Raw genomic sequence first — 19,605 nt, 5'->3', positions numbered from 1 at the left:
CAACAAATGGGTGAGGACATTAAAAGAAAATAAAGTATTCCAAAGCATGTCACGTAAAGCAACCTGTGCAGACAATGCTTCCATGGAGAAGAATTAGTAAGCTATGAAGAATTAAAAAGTAGGATTGAAGAATATATCTACTGGTACAACCATGAACGATCAAAAGAAAAATTGGCTGGATTGAGTCCAGTCGAATACCGAACTCAATCCAGCCAATCAGCTGCATAATAAAAACTCTAACTTTTAGGGGTAACCACCGTGGGACATTCCTTTTCTGTTAGTTGTGTGATGCGGGGTGGTGGCAAGTGAATGCTTTTTTCTATCGGGTGTTTTTTTGGTACTATGGATATCGTTAGCAACACTGTTTCCTTATCCGTTTAGGACTACAACATTCTACCACCATCCTTGATTCAATATATTGCCTTCTTATCCCTTATATAGGAAAATGGAAGATAATAGCGTACTATTGAAAAAGGACATATTATGATTCCAATGGATATTCTTGATTACGTATTGATTGATGTGGAATGGATAAGCGCAACTAGAATAATATCTGGTCATGTGGCATAGATTGTAAATGATATGAAGATAATGTAAAAATACATACAAACACATGACTTGAAATTGCTAGAGTTTTGATAATACAATTATAATATAGTTATATATTGTAAGGGAAGTGGACTTAGATTGAACGCTAATGTAGGCCTTTTATTGGAAGGCGGGGGTATGAGATGCGCCTATACTGCAGGTGTCCTCGACCTTTTTCTGGACAAAGGAATTGAATTTCCAGTTGTAGCAACTGCATCTGCGGGGGCACTAATCGGAAGCTCATATATAACAAAACAACGTGATCGCAATCATAAACTATTAAAAGCAGTAGGAAAAAGCCCGGAATCCATTTCCTTTCTAAAAATGATTCGAGAGAAGGAATTGTTCGGCATGGATTATATCTTTGATAAGATTCCGAGGGAGCTTGTACCAATCGATTTTCTTGCTTTCCAAGATTCAGCTGCGAAATTCATCATTGGTACTACCAATATCGATACGGGAAGACCTATCTACTTTGATCAATTTGATACATTGGAGGACTTAATAAAGATTACTCGCGCATCCTGTTCCTTACCTGTACTTGCATCAAGCATTTTCCATCAAGAAGTTGAGTTAATGGATGGTGGTGTCTCTGATCCAATTCCCATCAAGCCGCTTCTAGAACAAGGTCTGAAACGAAATGTTGTGATTTTGACAAGAAACAAAGGATACATAAAAAGAGGAACGATGTTAAACTGGTTTTTCAGACGCTTCTTCAAAGAAAAACCCGAGCTCATTCGCTTATTACGAGATCGCCATCATACGTACAATCAAACGATGCAAACATTGGTTGAAATGGAGAAGCGAAATGAAGTACTCTTTATCCAGCCGGAACAACCATTAAAGGCAAGTAGAATAGAAAAAAGTCAAAAAAAGCTCGAAGAATTGTACAAGCAAGGATACTCCGAGGCAAAAAATAATATTGATGCCTTGAAACGATTTATAAACACTGCGGAAAGCAATGTCGATCCCCTTTCAATGGGAATTGTTTCTTCGTAGGAACAAAAGCGCAGACGTGAGGTGGTTCGACGTTGCCACAAGACGTGGCGAACTTAGTCGAACTTCTCCTTGCCTTTTGAGATAAAGGAAACACGGTGAGCGTAAGCGGTTGACTTAGATTACGGAGGTGAGGGAAGTCTCGCCACAGCTTTAGCGCTGGAGCTGGACGTGGATATTCTCAGTAATTAAGTTATCTACAGCATTCAATTTTGTAGCTTCCTAATAATAAAGGGGCTGAACATACGCAACATGTATGTTCAGCCCCTTTTGCAAGCTAATCAACTATACTAAGCAAGATTCAATTGCCATGTAACTCCGAATTTATCGCCGACCCAACCAAATTTTTTACTAAATCCGTAATTATCTAGTGGCATATAAACTTGTCCCTCTTGGGAGAGCGCTTCAAAAACGTGATCAAGCTCTTCTTCCGTATCACATGTTACAAACATCGAAATGGATGGTGTGAAGGTAAAATCATGCTTTACATTGCTATCACTGCACATGAATTCCTGTCCTTTGATCGAGAAAACAGCCTGCATTACAGTTCCTTCTTCACCAGCTTCGTTTGCGGCATAACGTGTAATCGAAATAATTTTCGCATCATCAAATACCGTTGTGTATAAATTCATCGCTTCTTCTGCGTCCCCTTCGAACATTAAGAACGGGTGAACTTTCGTACTTAAGTTTTCCATTCATACTCACTCCTACAGCATTAGCTAGATTAGAAATACAAGAAATAAATAACGATCACTAATACGATTCGATAAATGGCGAATGGTATTAATTTTACCTTATTAATTAATTTCAGGAAGAATTTGATTGATACTAACGCAAAAATAAACGCAGCAATAAATCCGACGATAAAGAATGGAAGTGCATCTATCGTGAAGTATTGCCAGTTTTTAATTAACGACACACCACTTGCTCCCGCCATAATCGGAACCGCCATGATGAACGTAAAGTCGGCAGCTGTTCGGTGACTCATTCCCGTCAAAATACCACCTGAAATTGTCGCCCCAGATCTTGAGAATCCAGGCCATAGTGATAGACATTGAATTAGTCCAACAGTTAATGCTTGTCCATACGTAATCTGGTCGACTGTTTCAACCTTAGGCTTCTTAGAGCTAAATAAGTCAGCAACAATCATAAAAATTGCCCCAATGAATAGACCAATTAAAACTGTTTTTATAGTAAATAAATTTTCATCAATATAGTCATCAAACAATAATCCGAAGACACCTGCTGGAATTATCCCAACGATAACATGCATGATATTCAAATGATTTTTATTATGAACGACTACTTTCTTCTTACTTAGACGATTTAAGCCCAATAAATCAATAAAGCGATCCTTGAACACAATGACAACAGCAAGTATCGAACCGAGCTGAATCACTATTTTAAAGGTGTTTGCTGTATACTTACCGAGAAATTCCGTCGATTTCAACCACATGTCATCAACTAAAATCATATGACCTGTTGACGATACAGGAGCAAACTCTGTAAGTCCCTCTACTAACCCAAGAATGATTGCCTTTAATAAATCAATAAACTCCATTATGTAAACTCCTTACTATCTTTATTTTTGCATTCGTAGCTTCTATTAGGATATGCGAGATTGACCAATTGAACAACCTCTTTTTCACTGACATCCATTTTGGATTATAACACAAATTTATAAAGGTTGTTACGCTAAAACAGTTTCTAGATTGATCCGTACCTTAATCAATTTCTTGGTAGTTACAAAGGCATCATAACGTTTTTACTACATAAGTGCAACTAAGACAATGCCATGTTTTCAAATATTTCGTATTGAAAGCCAAGGTATTGATAATTTTGCCTTCGATACATCTCTCTTGGTGTATCCTCCCCATCTGCAACAAGTATAACGGTTTTGTCAGAAAAAGTACCCATCACGAATTGCTGGATTCTGCTGCCAATTCCTTTTTTCTGAAAAGCTTCCTTTACGGATAATCCATCAATTTCTGCAGTTTCATCAGTAATAATCACTTCAACTGATCCCGCTGGAACCCCTTGGTAGAATGCAATAATCTGCATGATCGCTGGATTACTGAAATGACGCTTATATAGATTTACTTTCTGCTTCGCGTATTCCACACCAAATTGTAAATCTGCTTGATATTGTAGATCAAGATACATCGAAAAATTATCTGCTGCAACAGCATGTATTTCGATTATCGGTTGCTCTTCTATCTTAGGAAACAACCCAGGCTCAATCGCATATAACTCGAGAAATCCTACCTCATAATTCTCTGTTTGCAGATAATCTGTCAGTTCCGCAGTTGGCTTTTCATTCTCAGGCAAGTAAAATTTCACATGCTTCTGATTCCTTTTTAAATGAAACGCCCTCAAATATTCCGCTGTCTCGGTAAATTCCTTAAGTGTTGGCATGCGTTTAAATTCTATGAAATTACTATCATACCGATTTGGCATATCTGGACAGTGAACTTGTCTAAAAAGCTCATTTTCAGCAATAATATCACCGATTGTATGTATATCTGCGAATGTAATTGATTTCATCTTCCCGAATCCTCCTTCTCACAAATAAACTTTCTTACCTACGAACAAAACATATATTCCCCATTATTCATTTTAATGGAATACATATGTTTTCGTATCCTTCTTCATTTCAGTTATGAGGAATTCGTCATCGTCTTCACGCTCAACTTATTTTTAACCTTATCCTATTACCGCTTCTAAGACTATACGAATCTAACAAATTCATTAACTGGTTTACGATACCCTCGAGGATTTCTGCTTGAAACTTTTTCCTTGCCAATTGTAATCATTAGTACAACTTCTTGTTCGTCATCAATCGATAAAATCTCCCTGACTTCATCTGAATCGAATCCAATCATTGGGCAGGTATCCCAGCCCTTTTCTTTTGCAGCCAGCATAAACATCATAGCTGAAAGGGAACCGTTTCGAATTGCTTCATCATGCTGAAAGTCTTCTCCCCTAGTAGTATATAATGATGTTGTGTCTTCCACTTGATAATCAAATTCTTGTTTATTCACAATTCCTAGCATCAATAATCCTTCATATATTCTTGCTGCATCCTTATATGCATTCTTATTTCCAGTAACGATAATAACTGCAGAAGCTGAATGGACTTTGTATTGACCATTCGCAGCTACCTTTATTCTTTCCTTCACTGCCGGATCGGTTACCACAATATAATTTGCATGCTGCAGATTAAATGCCGTTGGTCCAAACTTAACCATTTCAAAGATTTCATTTAATTCCTTTTTGGAAATCGGATTATCTGGTAAGAAATTAATTGCCGAGCGCCGTTCTTTTATTAGCTGTTCGAATTCTGCCATGATGTATCACCTCTAGTTTTATTTTAAAAATCTTAGTATTTTGAAGCGAAAATTATAGATTCTTAGCATGAAGCCCTAATCGTTTTAAATGTTCAACCAGCCATTCTTTTTCGCTTACATCCACCCCACCCATTATTTCCGTAAGTGCGTCCTTATGTTTGGGAAAAATCTCCGCCATCAGTGCTTTACCCTCCTTCGTAATCGTTGCGTGGATGACACGACGGTCTGTTGGGCTAGCCACTCGTTTCACATAATTTTTATTTTCTAGTTTATCAACAACATATGTAATGCTGCTTGTCGCAAGTAATATCTTCTGACCTATTTTTTGAATTGGCATGTCACCTTTATGAAACAACACTTCCAATACAGCAAACTCCGTCAAGTTTAATTTATAGCTCTTGATATTCTTTACAATTTGTTTTTCAATCGATTCCAGTGCACGAGTTAGAACCACTAATAACTTTAATGATAGATCACTATCACGATTATACTCTCCCGAATTATTCATGCATATCCTCCCATCTCATTTATTTCGAATTCGAGACATTTAATTAAGTATAGCGCATTTCTAATAAATGTATCAAAATTTTATATTGTATTATTTAAATCGATTAGTTTATATATCACAAAACGTTCATAAGGATTTTTTTCATACACCTTAGGTAAGATAATTTCTTCCTTCAAAACAAATGAGGGGTGATTATCTAAATAAAACAGATAATCATCATGTGGATAATATAGAATAATCTCGATTTCACGTGCGGACTCCTCGATAGATTGTAATATATTCTGGATAACTCTTTGGAAAATTTGCACGGAAAATGGATTGAAAAAGTAAAAGCGATTTGCTGTCAGATCAATTGCGTAATTCTCCGCTAGTCCACAATAAAATTGGATATTATCTCCCTTCCGCTTCGTACGATGCAAATAATGGCTGCGATTTTCCATCGCCATGTTGTAGAATTTCTCATTCATTTCAACGCCAGTTACCTTTGCATGAAAATGGTAATCGATATAGAAGCCGAGGCGCCCCTTCCCACTACCAAAATCAATCAGATGGTCTTCTCTATTCAATTCATAATGATCAAATAATACTTCTAATGCTTCGTAAAGGGTTGGCTCATATGGATTATAATGTGTTGAGCTTGGAACCCCCCACTGATTCCCTGTCGTCTTGATGCTCAGTAATCTATCATATTGATATTCTTTCACTTAGATGCTCCTACTCCTTCGTAATAGTTCTCCAACAGAAAATAATAAATTCAGGTAATTTCATTTCTCTATGCTATTATTAGTATAAACGATAAACATTAGTAAAGTGAGGAGAAACCATTGGGTAAAATAAATACAGTAAGCTTAATTGGACTTGGCGCGATTGGCGCAGCATATGGCAGTAAACTACATCTTCTCCTAGGAGATTCACTTACGGTGGTTGCAAATGAGGAGCGAATCCAACGTTATGAGGATACTGGGCTTAATGTAAATAGCGAAACCTACCATTTTCATTATCAGATTTCAGACACGGCTGCAGCACCTGCGGATCTTGTTATCTTCGCAGTAAAGAATGCTGAGCTAGACCAAGCCATAGAGGAAATAGGCCATCATATTGGACCAAATACGATTATCCTTTCCCTCTTAAACGGGATTTCAAGCGAGGAGATAATTAAAGAAGCTACCGGTAATGAACATGTTCTTTATAGTATGTGTGTAGGGATTGACGCACAAAGAAATGGTACAAGCATTCATTACGGCAATTTAGGAAGAATCTGTTATGGCGAGCAAAACCAATCCGTATCAGAAGATGTGCTCGCTGTGAAGGAATTATTTAATGAGGCAGGTATCTCATATGAAATTCCAGATGATATTAAGCACTCTGTCTGGGCAAAATTTATGTTTAATGTCGGTATCAATCAAACATCTGCAGTGTTACAAGCACCATATAGTATATTTCAAAATATCCCTGCAGCCTATGATTTAGCGCTGGCTGCCATGTATGAAGTTGTCACTATTTCCAAAAAGGTTGGTGTTCATTTAACCGAAGAAGATGTAAAACAATACACACCAGTTTTGCATCTTCTCTCACCAAAAGGGAAAACATCAATGCTACAGGATATCGAAGCAAATCGGAAAACGGAGGTTGAATATTTTGCCGGGAAGGTCTGTGAAATAGGCAAGGAATTCGGTGTCCCTACCCCTGTCAATGAACAACTATATAAGATTATTCACGTCAAGGAGGAAATCGCGAAATACCGCAGATAACATTTTGATGTTAGTTTTGTTAAAAAGCTCATATCTGGTGATAGGAGCTTTTTTAGTAGATAAAGTTATCTCATAAAAACTTGGTGACAATTGAGTTTCTAATCAACGAGGATTCGTACATTCACACACACGAAACGTCCATCAAGAACATAACATTAAGAAAACATTACAATTCTTTAGGAATTTCACACCAATTATCTCGTAATAATGATTAATATAAGAATAATAACACACTTCTTGTACTAGCAAATGAAGCCTAGTGGAACACTAACTTAGCGAGACAAAGGAGGACATTTTACGTTATGACAAAATTTGAACTGATCGATTATACGTTTCAAAACTTAAGTCAAAAAGATATGTCTTTTGAAGAAGTATTTCTGAATATCGCTCAATTTATGGAAAAGGACCCCATTGGTAACTTTCGCTTGATCTTTGGAACAGATTCACAAATTCATTCCACTTACACCAGATTCATAACAGGGATTGTAATCCAACGTGAAACAAAAGGTGCATGGGCTTGTATTCGCAAAGTAGTTGTTCCAAGAAAGATGTTAAACCTTCATGAAAGAATCTCCTACGAAACAACGCTAACCGAAGAAATTGTCTCCATGTTCACCGATAATCGAAAAAATCAATTAATTGACATCGTCTTACCTCATATTTACAAGGGATCCTCCTTCACGATTGAAGGGCACATTGATATTGGTTCAGGAAATCGTAACAAAACGAGAATTTTCGTAAACGAAATGGTCATGCGTATGGAAACATTAGGGATCGAACCAAAGATTAAACCAGATTCGTTTGTCGCTAGCAGCTATGCCAATCGTTATACAAAGTAATTTTTCGTTATAAAAGGATGCTACATACAAATAGCCCATTTCGCAAATATGCCAAGAAAATTATTATGAAGATATTAGGCTAATCTACAATTTTCCATCGTTTGCTTTAAAATATTGTTACCTTTTTAAAAAGAGCCGTTACTAAAAACTGTGAGCCAGGATCAATTGTGATTTTAGATTTGGACGGCAGTTGCAATTCGCATGTAAGTCTTTAGTGCGTTTAAACAAACGTTTGTTTGAATTTGTATAAGTAAGAAAATGGAGGCAGATATGCTAGTATCTAAACTTGCATATCTGCCTAAAATAAGCGCAGCTGTTGTGCAGAAAGATTATCATACTCGATATCAAGCAACCGTTGAAATTCCTTTGCATTTCCCGCAGCATCTCCACCAGAATTATTATTGAATAACACAAGGATATCCTTTGATTGCTTCGCCAGCTCTTCTATTCGCTTTTTCCACTCTAGAAGCTCTGCCTCATTATATTTGTATAAATAGCGTACTTCCCGCCAATTTGTTTCAGCATTTTTCGGCTTCGTCCAGCCATGGAAATTCCGTCCGTGCATTCGTATAAGTGTCATACCTTTATTTGTTGCTATCGGTACAATCGGAATGGAGCCATCTCCAGCCTGCGGTTCATCGGCAATCGCATGAATCCATCCTTCTTGTTCCATAAAGGCAAGTGTGCCTTCATAATACTGCTCACTAAACCAGGATTGGTTTCTAAACTTCAGCGCAACTGGAACACCGTCCATCAGCTTTTTGCAGTATCTTAAATAATTCACATTTTCAGCCCGACAATCAAACCATGGCGGAAATTGGAAAAGCACCATCGCTAGCTTATTTGCATCTTCATATGGTTTTAAAGAGTCCTTAAATGCTTGGAACATCTCTATTTTCGTTTCAAAAGGAAGTTCACTTCGTCTGTGTCCAGTCATTCCTTGGTATGCCTTCACAATAAATTTGAAGGAATCCGGTGTTTCACGCACCCATTTCGCAGCATTTTGTATGGGCTGGACACCTAATTGTATATCAATATTTATTGGGATAAAAACAAGATAAACTATATTGATTAATCTTGTACATATTTTCTCCCAATTTTTCGGGAAGTATAAAAGAGAATTGATTCAACATTTCTATTTTCACAAATTTTTTAGTTTAATATTCGTTTTTTTTAACAAACTGGAAAATATAAAATAACACATCCAATAATAAAAGCCGTCTGATTATACAACTTTCATTTGTTATTTTAACAATCAATTTTAATGTCATTTGAGTGGTATTCTTTGAAAATATATCTCAAAATGGAACCCTTTAAGATTAGTTACCGATTAGTTACAATTAAATAACCGTAGCTTAACAATCCTCTATTACCGAATAAAGCAACTATTTAATTATTGAATCGATAAATTCTGTTAATTTTTTTCTTTGATAAGGTGATAACTTTTTAGCGGTACTAATTAGATTTAAAATGTCAGGAGATAAATCATTATTCTCTATTAAATCAATAATAGTAATATCTAATGCATTACAAATCTTCATAAGAGTCTCTACAGATGGAGACTGAATATTTGTCTCTATTTTACTTATAGCGGATTGGCTAATACCGGATAATCTTTCCAATTGCTTGCTAGATACCTTTTTTTCTTCTCTTATGCTCCTCAATCTCTCACCAAGAATATACATTCTAATTAACCTCATTTTTTTAATTATCTTTTTAGTTGTAAATATCATAGCAAAAATTGTTAAGAAAAATATAAATTATTCCTAAAAGAATAATTTAAGTATAAAAATATTCCTTTAGGAATATAATTGTGATTAGAATGCCTAATTTTGAGGTGAAAATATGTCAATCGATACAAAAAGACTTAGTATAGGAAAGCTACTTGGAAGCGTAAATGAAGTCTTTAGAATCCCTCTATATCAAAGGCCATATAATTGGGGGAGGGATCAATGGAATGATCTATGGGAAGACCTAATCAGAATTGATGGTAATGAGACACACTTCCTAGGTTCTGTTATTACAATAAGCCAACAGAAACAAAAAGGTTTTACATATTTAGAATTAGTTGATGGTCAACAGCGCATAACCACAATATTAATCCTTTTAATTGCTATACGTGATTTAGCGAGGGAATCAGATGAAGAGCGGGCTGCTTATATAGACAACTACTTCTTAAAAAGTTCAACCATAGATGAATTTGAGCCCAAATTAATTTTAGGAAGAAAAGATAATAAATTATTTAAAAAGCTTGTTGAGAAGAGATTTAATGGTGATGAATCAAAAAATAAAAAAATAGTACAAGCATATAATTTTTTTATACAAAAGCTCCAGAATAGTAAACTAAACTGGCAACATATTTATACGAAATTATTAGATTCACTAGATCTTGTTTTAATGGTGACTGATTCCTATTATGATGCATTTAAATTGTTTGAGACACTTAATAATCGCGGTTTGTCCTTATCATCAGTAGATCTTATTAAAAATTATCTATTAAGTAAGTTTTCATCTAATGAAGATGAGGACCTACTAGAAGAAACCATTGAGATATGGGATAGTATTATTGAAAACATTGAAGATATACAGTCCGTCCGCCACGATAAAGTACGGTTTTTTAGACATTACTTATTCTCAACTGAATACGGTGTAGTGACTATTCCGAGATTATATTCTAAATATCAGTGGTTAATTGATACAAGTGATGATTTATCTGGTTTAGTTAAGGATATATGGTTGCACTCAGAAATGTATCTAAAATTATATAATGGAATGATGGGGATTAAGGAGATAGATGAACGTCTAAAGAATTTAGTAAGAATCGAGGCAACAGCAAGTTATCCACTTCTTCTGAAATGTTTTTCTCAAGAATTATCTAAAGAACAATTAATTTTAGTTTTAGATGCTATAGAAGTGTTTATGGTAAGAAGGAGTGTTTGTGATATTTCAACTAGAGATATAGATAGAGTCTATAATCACTTGGCTTTAGAAGCATTTACTAAACAGAATCCAATTTATTATATTATTGGGTATTTAAAGAATAAAACCCCTACAGACAACGAGTTTTTTTTACACTTCCAAAGTCGAGATTTTAATAGATCTGGACAAACTAAATATATCTTGGAAGCTATTGAAAACTTTTTAACAAATAATACAAAGGAAAAAATAATTGGGGAACGTTCCGACGTTCATATTGAGCATATAATGCCAAGGGAAATAGGTCGTATGAATTCTAATAATGATTGGCAAAAGGAACTTGGAGTAAAGGCAACAGAATATACATTATATGTAAATAAAATTGGAAACCTAACTCTTCTCGGAAGTGAATTAAATATTACGGCTTCAAATTCTTCATTTTCAAAAAAAAAGGGGAAATATGAACAATCCGCTATAACCATAACTAAGAATTTATGCCAAAAACAAAGGTGGACGTTTGATGAAATTGTAAAGAGAAGTAAATACTTGGCGGGATTAGCAAAAAAAATATGGGCCTTTAATAATACTAAGTAAGTATTAACTAATCATAATGAAAAGCATAGTAAAAAGGTTTGCTCAGTTCTAATTTGAACTGAGCATTTTGCTGAAAAAATTTACTTTTGTAATATATCCTTAGACAATGCTCTAGTACCTCTTCATTAATAATAATGTTAAGTTGATTTCTGTCTCTTGTAGTTCTATATGGTTATAATAGGAACTTAGGTAATGTAAATGATAAACCTATTTTCAAAAATGATGATTACGAAAAAGCTGCGAACTTAATATTAGATAAGATAAAAGGAACAGAAACTTTTTTTAAACTTTCAAATAGGCGTAAGAGAAAATGGTACATACATAGTTTACTTTCAGAATATAGATTACCTAAAGATATATGTTTTATTGTTGATTTTATACAAATGTTAACAGCATATCGGAAATCTAATAATTGATATTTACCTTGAAGGGATGGGTTGTTATGAACTCTAGAATATCTAGGGCGGAGCATCGTGCAGTTCTATTAGGAAAAATAGAGAACTCTAAGTTCAAAGATTTTACAGTAAATAAAGTTACTCTTTCTAAGGATGATCCTGTTCTTGTTTTACTAAGAAAGTATTTATGGTATTGCTACAAATAATTATTAACGAGTGAATAAAAAGGACCTTTAATAAGAAATCCGTGTCATTTTCTTCTTAAAATAAATCACCCAATAGTTTAAGTACATTACTTCACAATGTTGCTGTTCTGTTCCCAATCTTCTAAAGTCATCATTTCAAATTCTTCTTCAAAATCTATCCTTAAGGGAGCGATTAATTCAATACTATTTCCATCTGGGTCTTTAAAATATATTGCTGCGTGGGCTTGTGGATTATTAGGCAATACTATTGGTTGTCTTCCAGGAGGAAAACCAAAGTTAGTTGAGACAACTATTCCTCTTTCTTCTAACCACCCTTTAATATTTTTCATATCATCTTTATCAATTTGAAAAGCTATATGCCTTAACGAAGGGTGGTAAGGTGTATTCACTTTATCTGTTTCCCATAACCCTAACCAACTTTTTTCTTTCTCAATCCAGAAAAACACTAATTTTTCTTGTTCGTAAGCAATTTCCAAATCTAATTTTTATAAAACTCAATAGATTTTTTTTAGATTGCTTACTGGTAAGTGTGCTTCATAAATACCTTTAATCAATTGTCTTATCTCCTCTCTCTTCTAATACGATTATACATACGATTCAGATATTTATTTAACTAAATGCTACATTAACTCAAGAGAGAGCTGTATCGACGATCTTCCTATTGTGCTAAAGCATCAGTTACTTGAATAAGAAAAGGTACATCTTATTCAACAATTGCATCCGTTTGTGTACGTGTAATAACCAATATTTTCATACAAGCTCTTCTTCGTTCATATATTTAAGTTGAAGGGGGTATAATTATGAAAGCAGTTTATGTTGAAAATAAAATGTTTAAAAAGATCTCCAATATAGCTTTTGCTGTTTATATTTTCATACTATTCGTAGTAAGCTTCTTGGGAACAAGGGTATTCTCTCTAAGATTTCAAGCAGATTATAATGCATCCTACAATATTATTCCCTTTAAAACTATTTTAACTTATTTACTAAATTTCAATAAATATAACTTCGATACTTGGTTTTTCAATACACTTGGAAACCTGATTCTATTTCTCCCTTTAGGGGTTCTACTCCCTTTAACTTTCAGGACGATACGATTGCCTAAAGTTATATTTATATCAATTATTCTAAGTTTAACTATTGAAGTAATCCAATTTCTAACTAAAATAGGGGCATTTGATATTGATAAGATTATATTAAATACATTGGGATGCATATTAGGATTTTATGCTTTTAATCTTATTTATAAATTAACTCAAAAAACAGGGGATAATGACTCGGTATCCAAGTAACTATCTCTCCAGTTACTTTAATAAAAACAGGGCATTTCCCTTACATACAACCCAAAGACTTATTTCATCAACTTCTAGCTTTTAAGGAAAAAAATCCATACAACTTCTAAATGGAGTCGGATGGATTTTTTTACATAGTCTATTGCTAAAGCACCAGTTACTTTAAGTATAAAGATTCACATAGTCTTTATTTAAAACCTTATTCTACACAAGGAATACATTTATTTGACCTTCTCTATAACTCGCTTTATATCCTTGACCAAATTCTTTACCAATACTTCTATAAACTTTCTATATATGTCAAAAGATCATCCAATATTTCTTCTTTTGTATATTTCATCATTTTACTTTTGTATTCTTCATATGTCATCGCTATATTTTTTCTATAAATATCCTTTGGATCTTGATATTCTATGTATATAGAATAACTCGTGGAAACAATGCTCTCTCTAGGATCTTTACTATCTAATTGCTTAGCATACGTTATCGATTCGTGTCTCTGATTAATTCGTCTTTGCTCTCGCTTCTTTAGCCATCCTATTCTTTCTACTTCCCTTTTCATTATTTCTTCATTATAATCCGACAAAGTATTGTAATAACTTCCCCCTAACTTATTTTCCATCGATTTTAAAATATTGAATGCTTCTTCAGCCTCTAAAAATGATTTATTATAACAAAATTTCTCCCACCCTGAATCTGGGATTATTTTATCAAGATACCACATTTCAACCTTTGGTTTTAAATACGCTTCGTATCCTGGAGAGCCAAATTCAGAGTCAGTTTCTTTCGAAATTAAAGCGTGTAAAATACTATGCTCAATTAAATCACAATATACTAGCCTATCTTTCTTTTGAGATTCAAATGGAATATTATATTTTCTCACAAAGTTAAAATCCGCCATCTTTAGCCATTTATTCTCATCAATATGATGACAATATAAACCTGCATTAGTTCTTGATATTTTCCCTTTTGCTATACTTTTTATTTCTCCGTTCATAAACCTCTGATATGATTTCTCTCTAAAATAATCATCTTGTGCAGGACCGTATTTCTGAAGTAAAAATCCAATTGCTTCTTCATAAGTTTTCGATAGTAAATTCAAGTATTCTTTAAATCTACTCATTAACTATCCCCCCTAATCCTAGTTACATTTTTCTCTCCCTAAAATCGTATTATAAACGAACTTCTTCAACTCTTCTGCCCCTATAGCACAATAAGAACTTCAACAAAAAAGTGCGTTAATCCTTCTTAGATCAACGCACCCATATAGTAAGCAAAGAAATAATAAAAAAATTTAACCAACTTATTGAGGTCTATTCTTAATACTTCTGTTATTTTAGTTAACGTCCATTTTTGTCCCAGTCTTCATACGAATCAAAATTATGATTAGGATCTACAAAGTCTCTTCCAGCTTCCATTAAGCTGCTAGCACATCCTTTGCAGAAAGACTCTCCATCTACCAGTAATTCTGAATCGAGTTGATTTTTGGAGAATTCTCCTCCACACTCATTACAAATATACTTTTTCATAAGTTTCCTCCTTTTCCAATTTAAATAGCGCATCAAAATATTGATTCTACATCATTACTGATTTACCATTTTGAATAACCTTTACTAAAAACAACAATCTTTAAGAAAATAGTATAAGACGAGGTACTTTCTTCAACAATCCTGATCCTTTCGTATAAGTAATACGATGAGTTATGTTAATAGGTTTCATAATACGTAACGTTATATAATGTTCTGCAACAAACCTGCGCCGTTAGTTTAAGTACAATATTTCACAGAGTTATTATACCATAGTAATTTTTAGAAAATTCAACAATATCCTTGTCGTTATAATAATAAAATCCGTCTAAAATTAGACGGATTTTATATGTAATTTTATCGGTCAATTATAATGTTATTTGAGTCGTGTTCTTGTGGAAATACACCTCAAAGCGAAACCCTATTAGATAGTCTGTTTTCTAGATAGAATTTGCTTGAAGGTAAATTAACACAAGTAGCCTGATTTTTAGAACTTCACAGGATAAAAGTCTATATTTCTATTTTATACCGTTTGGCCCGCAGTTGAAAGGCTTCTCTTCCTCCTTCCATAATATTACATATTGCGTCTTTAATACTTTCATTTTCTATAGATCCTTGACAAAGGACTTCTACATCCTTACTTTCGGAGTTCATTGCTACAATCCATTCAGAATCTCCATTAACTGGAATGTTTGCATTGTGGGTGACTGCGATAATCTGGCGTTTGTTCTTAGAGTTAGCTAAACGATCTACAATTAAGTCATATATAAGTTGGTTATCTAAATCATCCTCTGGTTGATCTAAGAGTAAAGGAGAAGAACCGTAAGACAATAGAAAGGTTAAAATTGCAGAAGTTTTTTGACCAGCTGAAGCGTTAGAAATCGATTTAAATCCCGATGCTTCATTCGCTTTGTATTTAACCTCAATTTTATCTTCTGGATAGAGCAGACTAATCTTATCCATTTGCTCATCATTTAAACCTTGAATTAAGTTATTGAACCTCCCGGTAAATCTTTCATTATTTGCTCCTGAATTTTTAACAGAGGTTATTACTTCACGTAATTCTTTGGTTTTTTTCTCGGCATTGCCATTAAAAACGAAAGAGATTATTGTCTTAAAGTCCTCAATAAATGTATCTGGCTTTTGAAGAATATTTCTTAATTTAGATTCATAGTTCTCGGAATCACGGAATGGTTGAACTTCAATCCTAATATTCGGAGTATCAGTTAAAACCGTTTGTAGAAACTCCCTTCGAAGAGACGTAACCCTCTTTCTCAATTCTAAATAAGAATTTGAAATAGCTACTAATTCTTCTGATAGAGACTGTAATTCTTCTTCATCTTTTGTAATATCTGCAAGTTCGTTTTCTTTATCGGTTAATTGATTTGAAAGGTTTTCTATATTACCAAGGTCTTCTAAATCTTTTTTGGATAGAGTCTCTTGTACGATGTTATACTCATTTTTAATTTCTTGATAGTTATGATTCCAGATAGAAGAACTAATTGCATTACTTAAGGATTCTTTAGCTTTAGATAAGGTGATACTTGCCTCAGTTAGTTTTGTAATAACGTTTTGGAATTCTGTAGTATTTCTGGCTAAAATCATTTTTAATTCTTCTTCTGCATCCGCTGTAAATTTAAATGAATCAATATCTGGGTAAGTGAATTCTTCCATAAATTCCCGAAGGCTAATTTCTTTCTGTTCTAGGTCATTGATTACAACTTGTAGTCGAGAATTATCGGCTTCTGCTTCCTTCTGTTTATTTAAAATAGTTTGGTATCCCTTTTCTTTGAACTCTAAGAGTCTTTCTTGAATATCATTTTTCTCTACTTCTATTTTTCCTTTTCTATCTATTCGATCCTTAATAGTTCTTATTTTAGCAGTTGTCTCAAAATATTTATGTTGTCTGTCTTTTATTGCGGTCAAAGTTTCATCTAATGAATCTATTGATTGATCTATTTTCTCTCTTAAAGCATTAGGTCGAGTGGCAATATGGTATATTTGCTTTTGTGAATAGATTTCTGCTTTAAATAGTTCTAATATGGAATCCGTTGACTCTTCAAAGATTCCCTCTTCATTCAATTTGAAAAAGGATTTATTGAATCTTCCTCCTTGAAAGTTGGAGTAATTAATTTTGTATGTACGTCCTAGCCTTTCTAAAAAGAATTCAATTACAGTTTCATTAGTTAAGATTCCTTTTTTTTCTTCTTCTCCTCTAGCTATTTCGGCTTGTTTAAAGAAACTTGTTTGTTCTTTGAGTAGTTCACTGAAATCTCCTAGGTCACTATTATAATCAAATAGTCCACGTATAATTCGGTGTATAGCAGATTTACCCGTGCCGCGCCCACCAATAATAGTATTCAATTGAGGATTAAATTGAATGTGTAAGGGTCCTTCTTCATTTAAAGAGGTTTTCTCAATCACCAATTCTTTAATAATTAGTTCCGGTTTATTATATGGATTTTCCTGATATTCAAAATCGTTCCTAATTCTCTGTTCTGGCATTAGTAAAGCGTGTCTCAGACTCTCTAAGGATACGTCCTCATCCATTTTAATCCAAGTATATCTACTTCCGATTCCCCATAGGCCGTGAGTAGATTCCCCTAATCCACTTGGATTATCCGAGAAAGTAAGAATTGCCTTGTTACTATCTTTTGCAAGCTTTACTGCATTACTCCATTTACGTACTAAATCTTCATTAATGAGAGGATATCTTTCTCTAAGTGCTTTCAACCTCTCTTGAGGAGGATAACTATCCTGGTTATATAGTTCCTTATTAACAACCTGAACCCCATTAATATATGTTTTACTAAAAAAGTTTATTATTGTTTGGTTACTGGTTTCGGAGACGCCGTTATACTCGTCTATATGAGCTGGTATAACTAGTGCTCCGCGACTATTTGCCTTATCTGCTATGGTAAATATTGTTTCATTTTCGTCCGTAGTAGCGTCTTGTTCTGCAAACTTATGGTCTTGAATCCCGCAATAATGGAGAAATGCATTGATGTCGGATGTACGTTTATCCTTATCAAACAAGATTAGTAGATGAACTTTTGAAGTGTCACAAGTAATCTCCACACCAGGGAAAACGGTTAAATTAGTACCTTTGGAAGCTTCAATTATTTGGTCAATATTATTTCCACTATTGTGATCGGTAACAGCAACAACTTCTAATCCCTTATCCAAGCAAGTCTGAACCCACTCTTTTGCAGTAACCTCTTTATTAGGAAAACACTTGCTTACTGGCGTATGCAGATGTAAATCACATTTGTACCATCTATTTCCTCTAAATTCCATATCTATACCTCCAAGCTTTTAATAGTTAACTAGATTATTATATAAATAGACCGTATTTAACTTCCTTTTATCACTACAACGATTCCACTTCTATTTTACAAAATAATCCAATTTTCCTATTTATTATTATACAACCTTCCTCACTAATTAACACATACTATTAAGTTGGTAGTTCTTTATTAGCTTAATTAATAGTTATCCTTTTAATAGGAAGAGGTATATTTTATATAAAAATATATGGAAAAATAACTTTGTGAAATATTGTACTTAAACTAACGGCGCAGGTTAGTTGAATAAGCAGATATATTTTTTAAATAAGTTAGAAGTAGTTAATGTAGCTCAGGTAATTTAAATTTTTGGGGTGTTAGGAGTATTTGAAAAAGGGGAGAGATCTAATGAAGAGACTATTAATAATATTGATGTTTGCTATGGTACTAACAGCTTGTAACCAAGATTCTACATCAGGTGGAAGCTATTCAATAGTTGTTGTTATCAATGGAATTGAATACAATGGCACAAATGGAAATTTGACTGATTACGAAATAGACGAAGAGATTGGTAGGGTTACCAAAAAAGTAGAACCACAAATTTTTCCAGAAAACAATCAATCCAACTTTTATGAAGAAGATACCGTTATTTATTCTGTAAAAAATGAAACTGATTTTATTATTGTAGAAAATACGAAAGGGGAACAATCTCTACTTCAAAAACCTTCAGATTCAAATTAAATATTAGTCCTTTGGTTTGAATCAGCTACTTATTACTAACGGGCGCGTTAATTCAAGAAGGGTTAACGCACCTTTTTTCGAATAGTAGTAATTGGGTAGGATTGTTCAATAAAAAATATTTACATTATAAGGTAAATATTTTAGGCTACTCTGCAATGCTTTTTACAACTAATTTCTTATTAGTAAATTCTTGATGTTTTCCAAAAGTTTAAGAACCTCAGATAACGCAATTAAAAATAATCCAGAAATAACTCCTCTTAAAGCCCAATCAAAAACTTGACCCCATATAATACCAGGTTTACCTACGTACTCAAATCGACCAAAAACAAAACCCAGTATAACTCCAAGTACAGCAATTATAATTCCTGCATAATAAAGAACTTTAGCAATTACATTAGTAGTACCCATCCTGTTCTCCTCCAATTAAATTAATATTAGGAATACTCTACCGAATTACAAGTATAGTTTGCCTAAATTGCAATATTTAAATGTAACACTTTTACGAAATCAACAAATAGAAGTTAATCTTGCATTTCACTAAATGGTGCTTGTGCGGCCGAGCTTAGGTCGTGTCATATAACGGGTGGGATTCCCGTCGAGTAAGAACTAGCCATTCGCTCGTAGC

General features: G+C 33.8%; 18 protein-coding genes and 2 pseudogenes. 7 read left to right on the top strand and 13 right to left on the bottom strand.

Going from position 1 to position 19,605, the window contains the following annotated elements:
• Together CWR48_RS18400 and CWR48_RS18395 are read left to right on the top strand one after the other, a co-directional pair.
• A pseudogene (locus CWR48_RS18400) lies at positions 1-228 on the top strand (IS3 family transposase); the annotation flags it as partial.
• A gap of 459 nt (positions 229-687) precedes the next feature.
• Positions 688-1,587: a patatin-like phospholipase family protein gene (locus CWR48_RS18395; RefSeq protein ID WP_115774773.1), complete on the top strand. Its 900-nt coding sequence runs from the start codon at positions 688-690 to the stop codon at positions 1,585-1,587.
• A 287-nt stretch (positions 1,588-1,874) separates the two neighbouring features.
• Here the strand turns inward: CWR48_RS18395 and CWR48_RS18390 are convergent, their stop codons facing one another.
• The 6 genes from CWR48_RS18390 to CWR48_RS18365 all read right to left on the bottom strand — a co-directional run bounded on the left by CWR48_RS18390 (position 1,875) and on the right by CWR48_RS18365 (position 6,143).
• Positions 1,875-2,279, bottom strand: a complete 405-nt coding sequence (locus CWR48_RS18390; RefSeq protein ID WP_115774772.1) for a VOC family protein — start codon at positions 2,277-2,279, stop codon at positions 1,875-1,877.
• Between the two features lie 29 nt (positions 2,280-2,308).
• Complete coding sequence (locus CWR48_RS18385; RefSeq protein WP_115774771.1) at positions 2,309-3,145, bottom strand: undecaprenyl-diphosphate phosphatase; 837 nt, start codon at positions 3,143-3,145, stop codon at positions 2,309-2,311.
• Between the two features lie 221 nt (positions 3,146-3,366).
• Positions 3,367-4,128, bottom strand: a complete 762-nt coding sequence (locus CWR48_RS18380; protein ID WP_115774770.1) for a GNAT family N-acetyltransferase — start codon at positions 4,126-4,128, stop codon at positions 3,367-3,369.
• Positions 4,129-4,310: 182 nt separating this feature from the next.
• Positions 4,311-4,931 (bottom strand): nitroreductase family protein, encoded by a 621-nt coding sequence (locus CWR48_RS18375; protein WP_115774769.1) that lies wholly within the window; start codon positions 4,929-4,931, stop codon positions 4,311-4,313.
• A 52-nt stretch (positions 4,932-4,983) separates the two neighbouring features.
• The gene (locus CWR48_RS18370) at positions 4,984-5,439 is read right to left on the bottom strand and encodes a MarR family winged helix-turn-helix transcriptional regulator (protein ID WP_115774768.1); all 456 of its coding nucleotides are present in this window, start codon (positions 5,437-5,439) and stop codon (positions 4,984-4,986) included.
• A gap of 80 nt (positions 5,440-5,519) precedes the next feature.
• Positions 5,520-6,143: a class I SAM-dependent methyltransferase gene (locus CWR48_RS18365; RefSeq protein WP_115774767.1), complete on the bottom strand. Its 624-nt coding sequence runs from the start codon at positions 6,141-6,143 to the stop codon at positions 5,520-5,522.
• 120 nt (positions 6,144-6,263) lie between these two features.
• On the opposite strand from CWR48_RS18365, the gene CWR48_RS18360 reads away from it, so the two are divergent.
• Together CWR48_RS18360 and CWR48_RS18355 are read left to right on the top strand one after the other, a co-directional pair.
• Positions 6,264-7,190, top strand: coding sequence for a ketopantoate reductase family protein (locus tag CWR48_RS18360; protein ID WP_115774766.1), 927 nt, complete (start codon positions 6,264-6,266; stop codon positions 7,188-7,190).
• Positions 7,191-7,492: 302 nt separating this feature from the next.
• A complete protein-coding gene (locus CWR48_RS18355; RefSeq protein WP_115774765.1) occupies positions 7,493-8,029 on the top strand; it encodes a ribonuclease H-like YkuK family protein in 537 nt (178 codons plus the stop codon).
• A gap of 298 nt (positions 8,030-8,327) precedes the next feature.
• Here the strand turns inward: CWR48_RS18355 and CWR48_RS18350 are convergent.
• Together CWR48_RS18350 and CWR48_RS18345 are read right to left on the bottom strand one after the other, a co-directional pair.
• Positions 8,328-9,047 (bottom strand): annotated as a pseudogene (locus CWR48_RS18350) (DUF72 domain-containing protein); the annotation flags it as partial.
• A 367-nt stretch (positions 9,048-9,414) separates the two neighbouring features.
• Complete coding sequence (locus tag CWR48_RS18345) at positions 9,415-9,714, bottom strand: helix-turn-helix domain-containing protein (protein ID WP_170140809.1); 300 nt, start codon at positions 9,712-9,714, stop codon at positions 9,415-9,417.
• Positions 9,715-9,874: 160 nt separating this feature from the next.
• On the opposite strand from CWR48_RS18345, the gene CWR48_RS18340 reads away from it, so the two are divergent.
• A complete protein-coding gene (locus CWR48_RS18340; RefSeq protein WP_115774762.1) occupies positions 9,875-11,539 on the top strand; it encodes a DUF262 domain-containing protein in 1,665 nt (554 codons plus the stop codon).
• A 687-nt stretch (positions 11,540-12,226) separates the two neighbouring features.
• On the opposite strand, the gene CWR48_RS18335 is transcribed toward CWR48_RS18340, so the two are convergent.
• A complete protein-coding gene (locus tag CWR48_RS18335) occupies positions 12,227-12,616 on the bottom strand; it encodes a VOC family protein (RefSeq protein ID WP_342772479.1) in 390 nt (129 codons plus the stop codon).
• 324 nt (positions 12,617-12,940) lie between these two features.
• Between CWR48_RS18335 and CWR48_RS18330 the strand changes: the two genes are divergently transcribed.
• On the top strand, positions 12,941-13,429 hold the full coding sequence (locus CWR48_RS18330; protein WP_115774761.1) for a VanZ family protein: 489 nt from the start codon (positions 12,941-12,943) through the stop codon (positions 13,427-13,429).
• 280 nt (positions 13,430-13,709) lie between these two features.
• Here the strand turns inward: CWR48_RS18330 and CWR48_RS20940 are convergent, their stop codons facing one another.
• From CWR48_RS20940 to CWR48_RS18315, 3 genes are all read right to left on the bottom strand, one after another.
• Positions 13,710-14,552, bottom strand: a complete 843-nt coding sequence (locus CWR48_RS20940; RefSeq protein ID WP_245976859.1) for an SAV1803-related protein — start codon at positions 14,550-14,552, stop codon at positions 13,710-13,712.
• Between the two features lie 217 nt (positions 14,553-14,769).
• Positions 14,770-14,958, bottom strand: coding sequence for a hypothetical protein (locus tag CWR48_RS18320; RefSeq protein WP_018933262.1), 189 nt, complete (start codon positions 14,956-14,958; stop codon positions 14,770-14,772).
• A 507-nt stretch (positions 14,959-15,465) separates the two neighbouring features.
• Positions 15,466-18,252 (bottom strand): TrlF family AAA-like ATPase, encoded by a 2,787-nt coding sequence (locus CWR48_RS18315; protein WP_115774760.1) that lies wholly within the window; start codon positions 18,250-18,252, stop codon positions 15,466-15,468.
• A gap of 395 nt (positions 18,253-18,647) precedes the next feature.
• Between CWR48_RS18315 and CWR48_RS18310 the strand changes: the two genes are divergently transcribed.
• Positions 18,648-18,980, top strand: a complete 333-nt coding sequence (locus tag CWR48_RS18310; protein WP_115774759.1) for a hypothetical protein — start codon at positions 18,648-18,650, stop codon at positions 18,978-18,980.
• Positions 18,981-19,148: 168 nt separating this feature from the next.
• Here the strand turns inward: CWR48_RS18310 and CWR48_RS18305 are convergent, their stop codons facing one another.
• Positions 19,149-19,388, bottom strand: coding sequence for a hypothetical protein (locus CWR48_RS18305; RefSeq protein ID WP_115774758.1), 240 nt, complete (start codon positions 19,386-19,388; stop codon positions 19,149-19,151).
• Between the last annotated feature and the right edge of the window lie 217 nt (positions 19,389-19,605).

The sequence above is a fragment of the Oceanobacillus arenosus genome (genome assembly GCF_003369575.1).
In the GTDB taxonomy this organism is placed as follows: domain Bacteria; phylum Bacillota; class Bacilli; order Bacillales; family Amphibacillaceae; genus Oceanobacillus; species Oceanobacillus arenosus.
Note: the sequence above shows the minus strand (reverse complement) of the source record. Positions and strands in the feature narration are given on the sequence as shown.